10 protein-coding genes are annotated in these 12066 nt (G+C 69.0%); 6 read left to right on the forward strand and 4 right to left on the reverse strand.

Translation table 11 applies throughout. From position 1 onward, the window contains the following. Positions 1–108 precede the first annotated feature (108 nt). The 3 genes from OV208_RS34965 (at position 109) to OV208_RS34975 (ending at position 3598) form a co-directional block, all read left to right on the forward strand. Positions 109–1053, forward strand: coding sequence for an ABC transporter ATP-binding protein (locus OV208_RS34965; RefSeq protein ID WP_267578263.1), 945 nt, complete (start codon positions 109–111; stop codon positions 1051–1053). Between the two features lie 34 nt (positions 1054–1087). Beyond that, positions 1088–1849: an ABC transporter permease gene (locus tag OV208_RS34970; RefSeq protein ID WP_267578264.1), complete on the forward strand. Its 762-nt coding sequence runs from the start codon at positions 1088–1090 to the stop codon at positions 1847–1849. A 144-nt stretch (positions 1850–1993) separates the two neighbouring features. Next, on the forward strand, positions 1994–3598 hold the full coding sequence (locus tag OV208_RS34975) for a serine/threonine protein kinase (protein ID WP_267578265.1): 1605 nt from the start codon (positions 1994–1996) through the stop codon (positions 3596–3598). A gap of 107 nt (positions 3599–3705) precedes the next feature. Here the strand turns inward: OV208_RS34975 and OV208_RS34980 are convergent, their stop codons facing one another. The 4 genes from OV208_RS34980 to treZ all read right to left on the reverse strand — a co-directional run bounded on the left by OV208_RS34980 (position 3706) and on the right by treZ (position 9244). Beyond that, complete coding sequence (locus OV208_RS34980) at positions 3706–4122, reverse strand: VOC family protein (protein ID WP_267578266.1); 417 nt, start codon at positions 4120–4122, stop codon at positions 3706–3708. Positions 4123–4189: 67 nt separating this feature from the next. Continuing rightward, positions 4190–5620 (reverse strand): M20 family metallopeptidase, encoded by a 1431-nt coding sequence (locus OV208_RS34985; protein WP_267578267.1) that lies wholly within the window; start codon positions 5618–5620, stop codon positions 4190–4192. Between the two features lie 139 nt (positions 5621–5759). Then, entirely contained in the window at positions 5760–7037 is a 1278-nt protein-coding gene (locus OV208_RS34990; RefSeq protein ID WP_267578268.1) for a discoidin domain-containing protein, read from the reverse strand. Between the two features lie 359 nt (positions 7038–7396). Further along, entirely contained in the window at positions 7397–9244 is a 1848-nt protein-coding gene (treZ, locus tag OV208_RS34995; protein WP_267578269.1) for a malto-oligosyltrehalose trehalohydrolase, read from the reverse strand. A 348-nt stretch (positions 9245–9592) separates the two neighbouring features. Between treZ and OV208_RS35000 the strand changes: the two genes are divergently transcribed. The 3 genes from OV208_RS35000 (at position 9593) to OV208_RS35010 (ending at position 11958) form a co-directional block, all read left to right on the forward strand. Continuing rightward, positions 9593–10258, forward strand: a complete 666-nt coding sequence (locus tag OV208_RS35000; RefSeq protein WP_267578270.1) for a hypothetical protein — start codon at positions 9593–9595, stop codon at positions 10256–10258. Next, on the forward strand, positions 10255–10704 hold the full coding sequence (locus OV208_RS35005; RefSeq protein ID WP_267578271.1) for a hypothetical protein: 450 nt from the start codon (positions 10255–10257) through the stop codon (positions 10702–10704). Before OV208_RS35000 ends, OV208_RS35005 begins: the two co-directional genes overlap by 4 nt. A 105-nt stretch (positions 10705–10809) precedes the next feature. Beyond that, on the forward strand, positions 10810–11958 hold the full coding sequence (locus OV208_RS35010) for an AAA family ATPase (RefSeq protein ID WP_267578272.1): 1149 nt from the start codon (positions 10810–10812) through the stop codon (positions 11956–11958). Positions 11959–12066 lie beyond the last annotated feature (108 nt).

Here is a 12066-nt window from a genome sequence, read left to right on the forward strand (position 1 = left end):
ACGCACTCCCCGTGTTCCGCTGGACGGGCTGCGTCACGCGGGCAGGGCCCGGAACGGCCGGCCGCTTGGCCAGCGAACGCAGGGCGAAGGTGTTAGAGGAAGCCCGCCATGTCCGAGCCTGTTCCGACGCCCGCCCTGGAGCTGAAGGGCCTCTCCAAAAGCTACGGAAAATTCACCGCCCTCCACGCCGTGGACCTCTCCATCCGGCCAGGAGAAATCTTCGCCCTCCTGGGCCCCAACGGCGCCGGCAAGACGACCCTCATCGGCAGCGTGTGCGGCCTGGTGAAGAAGTCCGCCGGCACCATGCGCGTCTTCGGCAAGGACCTGGACCAGGACCCCGTGGGCCCCCGCTACCAGGTGGGGCTCGTCCCGCAGGAGATCAACTTCGACCCGTTCTTCTCCGTCGCGGAGTCGCTGCGCATCCAGCAGGGCTACTACGGCCAGAAGCGCGACGACGCACGCGTGGATGAGGTCCTCACCGCCCTCAACCTCCAGTCCAAGAAGGACTCGCTCACGCGCGCCCTGTCCGGCGGCATGAAGCGCCGGCTGCTCATCGCCAAGGCCCTGGTGCACCGGCCCAAGCTCGTGTTCCTGGACGAGCCCACCGCGGGCGTGGACGTGGAGCTGCGCCGCGACCTGTGGACGTACGTGAAGAAGATCGCCAGCGAGGGCACCACCATCGTCCTCACCACCCACTACCTGGAGGAGGCGGAGGAGCTGGCCGACCGCGTGGGCATCATCAACGAGGGCCGCCTCCTGATGGTGGAGGACAAGGACACCATCCTGCGCCGCTTCGGAGAGAAGCGGCTGGTCGTCACCTTCTCCGAAGCCCTGCCCGCCCTGCCCCCCGCCGGCCAGCGCTTCTCCGCGAGCCTGTCCCCGGACGGCCGCACCCTCACCTACGTGGAGCGCGAGAACTGCGCCCCTGCCGGTGAGCTGCTCCGCTCGCTCTACGCCGACGGCCTGCCCATCTCCGAGGTGGAGACGCGCCGCCCCCGCCTGGAAGACGTGCTCATCGAAATCCTCCGCGGCCGCCCCACCCAGGCCGCCTGACACCCCGCTCTTCGGAAGAATCGCCCCACACCCCATGAACATCCTCGGGATGCAGACGCTGTTCGCGAAGGAGGTCCGGCGCTTCATGCGCGTGCCGGGCCAGACCGTCCTGTCGCCCCTCATCAGCACCACGCTGTACTTCATCGTCTTCGGCTATTCGATTTCCGGCCGCGTGCACGAGGTGGAAGGCCACCCGTACCTGCACTTCATCGTCCCCGGACTGGTGTTCCTGGGCATCGCGAACAACGCGTTCCTCAACAGCAGCTCCTCGCTGTTCATCACCAAGATTCAAGGCACCGTGGTGGACCTGCTCGTCGCGCCCCTGGGGCCCGGGGAGCTGATGGTCGGCTTCATCGGCGGCGCGATGATTCGCGGCCTCGTGGTGGGCCTGCTCACGTGGCTGGTCGCGTCCGTGTTCTCCGGCTTCAGCCTGGTGCACCCGCTGGCGACGCTCTACTTCCTGCTGCTCTCCAGCTACGTGTTCAGCGTGCTGGGCATGCTCGCGGCCGTGTGGGCGGAGAAGTTCGAACAGATCAACTTCTTCCCCACGTTCGTGATGCTTCCGCTCACGTTCCTGGGCGGCGTCTTCTATTCGGTGCGCGAGCTGCCCTCGCCCTGGAGCCAGGTCAGCCTCTTCAACCCCATGGTCTACATGGTGGAAGGCCTGCGCCACGGGATGCTGGGCAGCAGCCTGTTCTCCCCGCTCGTCGGAGGGGCCATCCTCGCGGGAACCGCCGCGGTCGCCACCGGCGTCACGTACGGCGTGCTGCGCTCCGGCTACAAGATGAAGGCCTGAGCCACCGGACATCCGAAGGCCGCCTGCCTGCTTCCCACCTCCCCAGGTAGTGAAGCAGGCCCCTCCCTGCCGGACAGGCTCCCTGTCTTTTTGGAAATCGGCTGTTTCCTGCCCGGTGAGAAAGAGCGATATCCTTCCGCTCAGATGGCGGTCGCGTTCGGGAAATATGAGCTGCTGAAAAAAATCGCCTCGGGCGGAATGGGACAGGTGTTCCTGGCGCAGGAACATGGGACGGGCTTCGAGCGGCTGGTCGTCCTCAAGCTCATCCTTCCGCACTTGGCCGAGGACGAAGAGTTCCTGGACATGTTCCTGGAGGAGGCGCGGCTCGTCGCGCGCCTGTCGCACCCGAACCTCATCACCATCCTGGACCTGACGGAGATTGAGGGCCGTCACTGCCTGGCGATGGAGTACGTGCAGGGCGAGGACGTGCGGCGGTTGGACCGCTTCTCGCGCAAGCAGGAGAGGCCGCTGCCGGTGGGGCTGGTCATCCGCATCATCGCGGACGCGGCGGCGGGCCTGTCGTACGCGCACGGCGCTCGCGACGGTCAGGGACAGCCGCTCCAGCTGGTGCACCGGGACGTGTCGCCGCAGAACGTGCTCGTCGGGTTCGACGGGGGCGTGAAGGTCATCGACTTCGGCGTGGCGAAGGCGGCCACCAGCGGGCAGCAGACCGCGACGGGCGTGCTCAAGGGCAAGTACCCGTACATGTCCCCGGAGCAGGCCAACGGCCAGCACGTGGACGGGCGCAGCGACCAGTTCGCGCTGGGCGTGGTGATGTGGGAGCTGCTCACCGGCAAGCGCCTCTTCAAGGGCGACACGGACCTGATGACGCTGCGGCTGGTGCGCGACTGCCAGATTCCGCCGCCGTCGCAGCTCAACCCGAAGCTGCCGCCCGGCCTGGACGAAGTAGTGCTCAAGGCGCTCGCGCCCACGGCGGAGGGCCGCTATCCGGACTGCGCCGCGTTCCGGCTGGCGCTGGAGGACTACGCGCTCAACCTGCGGCTGCCGTCCAGCAGCGCGCACCTGGCCGCGTACCTGCGGGAGTTGTACGCGGAGCGCATCACCGCGGAGTCCGACCCGTCGAAGCTGGACCAGCTGGCCGAGGACGCGGACCTGGATTCGCAGTCCAACTCCTCGCGCAACGGCATGCCCACGTCGGGCGCGCGGGGGCACGCGTCGTCGCGCGCGTCGAAGCTGGTGGGGCCTCCGTCCCGTCCGCCCACGCGTGTCGGGCCCGAGGGCACGCGGGGCACCGCGGCCCTGGCCCCCGTGGAACCGAAGCGCCGCACGTGGCTTCCGTACGTGCTGGGCGGCGTGGCGTTGGTGCTGGGTGGCGCGGCGGTGGTGGTGCTGCGTGGCACCACGCCGGCTGTCCCTGAGACGCCCGTCGCGACGGTCCCCCGGACGCCCGACGAAGAAGCCCAGGGGCGCACGCCTCCCGAGTCCCCGACCCGGCCGACCGCGCCCCAGCCAGTGCGCCTGATGGTGACGAGTGAACCGCCGGGCGCCACGGTGCAGGTCGCGGGTGAGGAGCGCGGCATCACGCCGGTCGCGCTGCCGTTGGTGCCCGGAGACCCGTCGGTGTCGCTGACGCTCGCGCTCAGCGGCTATGAGCCGGTGACGCGGCAGGTGTCCGCGGCGGATGCACCCACGGTGGCGGTGCCGCTGCAACGCCGGGCGACGCGGACGCCGAAATCGACGACGAAGCCTCCGTCAGGGTCGTCGCTGGGCATCAAGACGGGGCGTTGAGGCGCTCCCTCCTGCCGCCGGTCCGGCTGGCACCCAGCAACCGGTGTTGGCGTCGCGGTGTCAGGGGCCCGAGGCATGGGCTCCTCGCGCGCGCCACCCGCGTCCGCTCAGGCCTTCCGGCGCGACTCCGCCGACAGGACGATGACGTAGCCATCCGGATCGCGGACCCAGAACTCCCAGCGGCGTGAGTTCGGATTGACGTGGGGTGCCTCCACCCAGTCCACCTTCAACCCGTGCGCCGCTTCGACCGACGCCTCGAAGTCCGTGGTCTCGAACCACAGGAGCACGCCGTGCCCACGGGGCGCCGAATCCGGCCCCATCAGGTTCGGGTGCTCCTCCAGGTCCCAGGCGTGCAACTGCAACAGGGGCTCGCCGTTGCTGACGAGCATCTCGTACTCGTCACCGCCGTGCGTGCCCTCGCAGCCGAGGAGCGTCTGGTACCACTGGCTGCTCGCGGCGACGTCGCGGACCGCGATGAGGGGCTGCGCTCGGACCTGCGTGGCCCTTCTGGGCGTGCTCGGCATGAAGCCTCCGGTGACGTCGCTTCCTTCCGGAGGCGGGGCCGTGCAGCCCCGCCCCTGGAGGTGCGCGCTACCGCTTGAAATGCTCCGCGATGACGCTGGCCACGCCGGCCGTGAGCTTCTTGCCGGTGGGGATGTGCAGGAACTCGTTGGGCCCGTGCGCGTTGCTGCCCGGCCCCAGCAGGCCGGTGATGAGGAACTGCGCTTCCGGGAAGCGCTCGCCCAGCATGCCCATGAAGGGGATGGTGCCGCCCTCGCCCATCGCCATCGCGGACTTGCCGAAGCAGGACTGCGACGCGGACTCCACCGCGCGCGACAGCCAGCCGGCCAGCGGCGGCGCGTCCCAACCCACGCTCGCCTTGTCCCCGTCGAACGTCACCTTCGCGCCGTACGGCGGATCCTTCTCCAGCACGTCCTTCAGCGCCTTCGCCGCGGCCTTGGGGTCCACGCGCGGAGGGATGCGCATGGACAGCTTCAGCGTGGTGAAGGGGCGCAGCACGTTGCCCGCGTTGGCGAGCGCCGGCATGCCCTCCACGCCCGTCAGCGCCAGCGCCGGACGCCAGGTGCGGTTGAGCACCATCTCCTCGCCGTCCTTCGTCACCGGGGCCGAGCCCTCCACCCAGGGGAACTTGGTGTACAGCTCGTCGCCCAGCGTCTGGGCCGCCGCCTTCGCCTGCGCGCGCCGGCCTTCCGGAATCTGCGTATGCAGCGCGTCCACCTTGATGTGGCCCGTCTGCTCGTCCTCCACGCGCGACAGGAGCTGCCGCATGATGCGCATGGACGACGCCACCACGCCCGTCGCATCACCGGAGTGCACGCCCTCCGTGAGGATGTCCACGCGCAGGTTGCCGGCGATCATTCCGCGCAGGCTGGTGGTCATCCAGAGCTGATCATAGTTCGCGCAGCCCGAGTCCAGGCACACCACCAGCGACGGCTTGCCGATGCGCGGCGCCAGCGCCTCGATGTACGCGGGCAGGTCGTAGCTGCCGGACTCCTCGCACGCCTCGATGACCACCGCGCAGCGCGCATGCGGCACGCCCTGCTCCTTGAGCAGCCGCAGCGCGGACAGCGAAGCGAACGCCGAATAGCCGTCGTCCGCGCCGCCGCGTCCGTAGAGCTTGTCGCCCTCGCGCACGGGGGTCCACGGCGTCAGGCCCTCGCGCCAGCCGGTCATCTCCGGCTGCTTGTCCAGGTGTCCGTACAGCAGCACCGTGTCCTCGCCGCGCGTGCCGGGCACTTCCATGTAGATGACGGGCGTGCGCTCCTTGCCGTCCGGCGTCTTCAGCCGCACCACCTCCACCGTCAGCCCCGGCAGGTGCGCGGCCTGCGCGCGGCACCACTCCGAGATGAGCTGGACGGCCTGCTCCATGTGGCCGGTCTTCACCCAGTCCGGGTCGAAGGCGGGCGACTTGTTGGGGATGCGGATGTAGCGCTCCAGCGCGGGGAGGATTTCCTGCTCCCAGATGCGCTCGGACGAGGCGAGGGCTTGGTCGACGTTCATGGCGGCGCCATGCTGCCCAGCCCCGCGCCCCCTGTCGATGGAAAGCCCCACCCCGGCCTCCCGGTCGCCGGGCGCGCGGCCTGCCGTCTTGCGTCAGGCCGCGCGGGATCCGGGTTTCCCGAGGGTTCTCCCTCACTACCTAGGGCTGGATTTCACGAACACTCAGCCACTTGAAGTCCACGTCCCCGGCGTTGTCCCAGCGGAACACCGCGATGGGGCCGCCCCAGGTGATGGGCATGCCCCCGGTGGCGCCGCCGCAGTGCTGCGCGTCGCCGCCCCACTTGCCCGCGTCGGTGTAGTCGTAGACCTTCTTCCACGTCACCTTGTCCGCGTTCTCGTTGACGTACATCTCCAGCTTCACGGCCGTCTGGCCGCTGACGAGGATGTTGCGCATCACGGACTTGAAGCCCACCCAGCGGCCCTTGAGCGCGGAGGTCGCGGCCTTGTAGGGCGTCTGCTCGTAGGAGACATGCCAGGTTTCCTTCTGCCAGCGCGCGCGGCCGTCGTAGTGGAAGCCCGCCTTGTAGCTGCTGCCTTCACAGCCGGAGTGGTCGTCGTTGTGCTTGCCGCCCCGGGCGTACCAGTCGAAGTTGTCGGACGTGTCGGACACGCTGTTCAACTTCACGAAGCCGGTCATCTCGATGTTCTTCCAGTCGTTCGAGGCCTGCATGTAGCCACGGCTCGTCAGCACGTCCCGGTCGTAGGTGGGGATCTTGTTGTCGTCGTAGCCCGTGGACGTGAAGACGCTCATCCGCACCTGCGAGTCCTTCATCTTCCAGGAGCCGTCGCTGTTCTTCGTGATGGGGTTCTGCGCGTCGAACCGCTTGTCCGACGTGGCGCTGTCCGCCAGCGTCCACGCCTCGCCGCCTGCCTTCGACGGGTAGAGCATGGTGACGCCGAAGCGGTCCTTGCCCGAGGGCGCCGTGACGTCGCCGGTGATGGCGGCCCACTCGGCGATGCTGGCCCAGGTGTTGAGCGAGTTGCCGTTGACCGTCACGCGCACGTACCGCGCGTCGCGCGCCGTGAAGCTGTAGCGCTCGAAGCTGGCGGTGGTGCCGGACGACTTCGTGGAGACGGCGGTCGTCCAGGTCGTGCCGTCCGTGGACGTGGCGAGCACGAACGTGTTGGTGCGCTTGTTGCCCTCGTGCCAGGCGATGTCCACGGCGGACAGCGACTTCACGGCGCCCAGGTCGCCCCGGAGCCACTGGCCCACGCCCAGGCTGGACCAGCGCGTGGAGAGGTTGCCGTCAACGGTGGCCGACGGCGGGTTGCCGTCATTTCCACTGGCGGTGACGGCGCTGAAGCCCGACGCGGCGAGCGCGGGACTGGCGGACACGAGCAACGCGAGCGCGCCCGTGCTCGCGACATGACGCTTCCATCCCCCCCGGGATGCCTTCAACCCATGCGATTGGGACAAGGTGCTTCCTCACGACAGGGCCGCGAAAAGACGCACGTCTCCAGGGACCCGGCGAAGAGGCCGGACCCGTGACGTCGCGCGAGTGCTCGCGGCACGTGGACCTGCTGGCGTCGGTGCCACGGGCGCTACCGGGCGCGGGGAGACTCCAAGGAACTCCCTGCCCACCCGAACGGCGCGCGACGCGTCCTGCTCGTTGTGGCGGACCCGAGTACCGGATCCCCGCCAGGTCCATTCCCGGATGTCTGTTGTTTCAGCAATGAAAGCACCACAGCCCGTCTGCCCCTCTTGCGGGGTGACGGGCCGTGGGTGGATTCATGTCTCGCGATGCGTGCGAGCTTTTGACGCCGTGTCTGGCTTCACTACTCGCGCAGCTTCACCACCGCCGCGCAAGGACCCTCCAGCCGCACGATGTTGCCCGTCAGCGGGGATGCCTCCACGGTGCCGCCGAAGCGCGGAGACTCGCTCCACACCACGATGCCCGCGCTCGCTTGCGGGGGCAGCGCGTGCACCAGCGAGCCCCGGAGGTTCACGATGATGAGCACCGTGTCGCCCTCCGCGCGGCGCTCCAGCACGAAGGCGTCCGGGCCCAGCGCGCGGGCGTCATGGGTGCCCCGGGGGTTCGTGAGCACGGGCTCCGTGGTGCGCAGGCGCAGCAGTTCCTTGTAGAGCGCGTGCACGCCCGCGTGCTGGGGACCTTCGACTTCGGCCCAGTCCAGCGTGGAGCGGGTGAAGGTGTCCCGGTCCTGCGGGTCCGGCACCTGTTCGCCCTTGAAGCGCGAGAAGCCGGAGAACTCCTTGCGGCGGCCTTCGGTGACGAGCTTGCCCAGCTCCGCGTTGTGGTCCGTGAAGTAGAGGAACGGCGTGCGCGAGTTCCACTCCTGGCCCATGAAGAGCATCGGGGTGAACGGCGACAGGAGCAGCAGCGTGCTCATGGCGCGGTAGGCGGCCGGGGACACGTCCTCCGACAGGCGGTTGCCGAAGGGCCGGTTGCCCACCTGGTCGTGGTTCTGGATGCAGTGGACGAAGTGCCGCGGGGCCAGACCTTCGGACGACGTGCCGCGCGCGTGGCCCAGGTTCAGGGACTTCTGGCCCTGGTAGAACCAGCCCTGGCGCAGCGTGGTGGCGATGTCCTCCGCGCTGCCGGTGTAGTCCTGGTAGTAGCCCTCGTGGTCGCCCGCGAAGGCGCGGCGCATTTGGTGGTGCAGGTCATCCGCCCAGACTCCGTCCAGGCCGTAACCGCCGTCCTTCGCAGGGGTGACGAGCTTGCGCTCGTTGCGCTCATCCTCCGCGAAGACGACGACGCGGCGGCCGTTGCCGGCGGCGTGGGCGCGCTCGACGATTTCCGCGAGCAGGTGCGGCTGGCCGTCATCCACCAGCGCGTGCGCGGCATCCAGGCGCAGGCCGTCCGCGTGGTAGTCGCGGATCCACATCTCCACGTTGGACAGCACGAGCGAGCGCACGAAGTGGCTGCCCTCGCTGTCGTAGTTCACCGCGTCGCCCCAGGGCGTGTGGTGCTTCTTCGTGAAGTAGTGGGGCGAGTACGCGCCCAGGTAGTTCCCGTCCGGTCCGAAGTGGTTGTAGACGGCGTCGATGAGCACCGCGATGCCGTGCGCGTGCGCCGCGTCGATGAGCCTGCGCAGCCCCTTCGGTCCGCCGTAGGTGGCCTGCGGCGCGAAGAGGTCCACGCCGTCGTAGCCCCAGTTGCGGGCGCCGGGGAAGCTGGCCACGGGCAACAGCTCCAGCGTGTTCACGCCCAGCTCCCGCAGGTGCGCGAGCTTCGGGATGAACGCCTCGAAGGTGCCCTCCGGCGTGGCGGTGCCCACGTGCACTTCGTAGATGACCAGCGCTTTCGGATCCGGCCCCTTCCAGTGCGAGTCCGTCCAGCCGTGGTCGGAGACGACGATCTCTGAAGCGCCGTGCACGCCCTCCGGCTGGGAGCGCGACCACGGGTCGGGGAACGGGTCCGCGCCGTCCAGGCTGAGCTTGTAGCGAAGGCCCGCGCCCTGCTCCGCCAGCGTGCCGCCAAAGCAGCCGTCGGCTTCGGGGGTGAGCGGCAGCCTGCGCGCGATGCGGTCCCCCGCGTCGTACAGCACGGCCTCCACCGTCTTGTGGCCGGGCGCCCAGACGCGCCAGCGCACCGAGGGTCCATCCTCCACCCAGGCACCCAGTCGCGGCACGAGGGAACGTGTTTCAGTCGATTGAGCCATGTGTGCCCCTGTTAATGCGCACGCACGGGTCCGGGGAGCATCCCTTGGTGACCGGGGACAGCGGTGTTCACGGGCCGACCTCTGGGAGCCCACGAGTGCGGACCGGCGGACGGAGGGCCTACGGGCCTCCAGGCGAGGCGGCAGCGGGAGGACATCCCCTACGTCCTATTGGAAGTTCAGGACCCTGGAGGTAGTGTCCAGGCCTGATGAATGCCCGCTTGCTCCCTGCCGGGTCCTTCTCTACCCTATTTCATGCCTGTCGGCCTTGAGCACGCTGTCTTGAATTACACGAATTGACATGATAGTGAGTAATCCCCAGGAGCCAGCTTTCAAGCCAAGACACCGCCCATGGGGATTCAGCGAAGCTGCCGCCTGGTACGGCTGGGATTGCTCGCCGTGATGGTGGGCTGCTCCACGCCGAACCCCAACGTCCGGGTGCGCCGGCTGCCCAATGGATTGTTGCAGGTGACCGGACCGCTCGCGGGCCCCTTCAAGTCCACGGCGGAGCTGGCCGGGAACGCCTGTGAGCTCATCACCCGGCAGCCCGGGGCGTCGTCAGGTGAGTACGGGATTGAGTACTGCGCCCTGGTCTATTACTCGAGCGCCGAGGACGCGTTCTACCTCAGCCACCTGTCAGACATTCAGGGCGAGTCCAAAGGCGCGAACAAGTCCTGCAGCGTGCCTTCCAGCCTGGACGATCCCCAGCACCTGGATGCCATCATCCTGGGCCGAAGCCACAGCCATCCCCACAATCGGCGCTTCTCCCGACAGGACCTGGGCGAAGAGCGCCGGTGGTTTCCCAGCCGAATCGCCGATTCGCGAACCGGCAAGGTCTTCCGCCGGGAGTTGCTGCTCTTCTACCGGGAGAAGGCAGGCGAGTGCCGCGCCTACAAATACGACTACGCCGACCGCGTGGTGACCGCGCTCCGCGACGGTGCCTGGGTTCCCATTGGCGCGGTCGTCAACGACCTGGGCGCCATCCAATACTACGACGGACAGGACTGGACACCATGAACAGGCCCACGCGTTTGCGGCGGCATGCTTCGGTCCTCGTCGGGCTCGCGCTTTGCGGTCTGGCGCAGGGGTGCAGCTACTTCGGCTATTACAAATACGAGCGTCCGGAGCGCATTCCCAAGGAGGTCGGAGAACGCATCAGGGATCCTCTGACCTTCGTTGCCACGACCGAAATGGATGGTCCCACCCTGGCGGCACTCCAGGTCGCGCTCGCTGACTACTTTCCTCCCGGCGCGCAGGCGTCCGGCAACGATGAATACCTCGTGCGCTGCTACAATCGCCGCGACACCTTCGACGTCCGGATCGACAAGGTGAACGACGACCTGTACGTCATCGCGTTCTCCGCCGACCTTGACCGCTGCGGCATGCCCCCGGGTTCCGTCGTGCTGGACGCAGGCGCGACCTACCTCATCGACGGCCAGGGCCGCATCCTCGACATCCGGTAGCGACGGGACGCGCATTGCGCCCTCCCCAGGCGACTTGTGGCCCCCGGGCCCTCCCGGGATGATGGGCCGCCGCTCAAGCCGCCCCGTCCTGGAGTCCACCGACAGATGCCCCCCCGCCCCGGCGCCGAGCCCTCCTCCTTCCCCGAAGGTCCGCCCGTCCAGGAGCGCGTGGCCGCGCTGGAGGTCCTGTCGCCCCAGGACATCGACGCGCGCCTGGGGGACCTGGGCTACCGGGGCCAGTCCGAAGCGCGCCGCGCCGCCGCCGTGCTCGCCTACCGGCACCTGCGCCGCATCCGCCGCCTGTACCTGGAGGGCATCGAGCCCGAGCCCGGCACCCGCGAGAACGCCCTCTTCCTGGGCCCCACCGGCTCCGGCAAGACGTTCCTCGTGGAGCTGATGTTCCGCGAAATCCTCGGCGTGCCCACCGTGCTCGCGGACGCCACCCAGTTCTCCGAAACGGGCTACATCGGTGATGACGTGAGCAGCCTGCTGTCCCGCCTCTACGAGGCCGCGGACCGCGACGCGGAGTGGGCCGCGTGCGGCGTCATCTGCATGGACGAGTTCGACAAGCTCGCCACCAGCCGCTCCGACAGCCGCTTCTCCGGCCAGCAGACCACCAAGGACGTCAGCGGCTTCGGCGTGCAGCGCAGCCTCCTGCACCTGCTCTCCGCGTCCAACGCCACCTTCCCCCCCGACTTCGGCTTCACCAGCCGGATCCGCTCCGAAACGCTGGAGTTGTCCTGCCTCACGTTCATCGCGTGCGGGGCCTTCAGCGGCTTCCGGGGCACCGCGGAGAACATGACGCACGTGGAGCGCGTGGGCTTCGGCCGCGAGCCCGGCAAGGGTGGCGCCCGCGACGCGGAGTCCATCGCCACGCGCATCACTGACGAGCACCTGGAGAACACCACCGCGTTCTCCCGCTACGGCTTCATTCCGGAGCTCATTGGCCGCTTCAACCGGCTGGTGTCCTTCAACCCGCTGGACGCGGCCACCCTGGGCGACATCCTCCAGAACAACGTGCTGCGCACCTGGGAGCGAGAGTTCGAACACGAAGGCCTCCAGCTCTCCGTGGACCCTGCCGTGCGTGACTGGATTGTCGCCCGCGCCCTCAAGCGCGAGACGGGCGCCCGCGGCCTGCGCACCGCGCTGGCCCCCGTGCTGGAGGCCGCCGCCTACGAACACTTCGGCCACGGACGCGCCGCCACCGTGCGCCTGGTGCTCAAGGACGACGCCGTGCACGCCGTGCGCGACTGAGCGCCCCTCCCCGCCGCCGGGGGCAGCCGACACGGCGGGGCCCGGCCAGGGGGGTCCCCGACGCGACGGCCGGACGGGCCCGTCCTTCATCCGCGCGTCACAGGCCTT

Source organism: Corallococcus sp. bb12-1 (assembly GCF_026626765.1).
In the GTDB taxonomy this organism is placed as follows: domain Bacteria; phylum Myxococcota; class Myxococcia; order Myxococcales; family Myxococcaceae; genus Corallococcus; species Corallococcus terminator.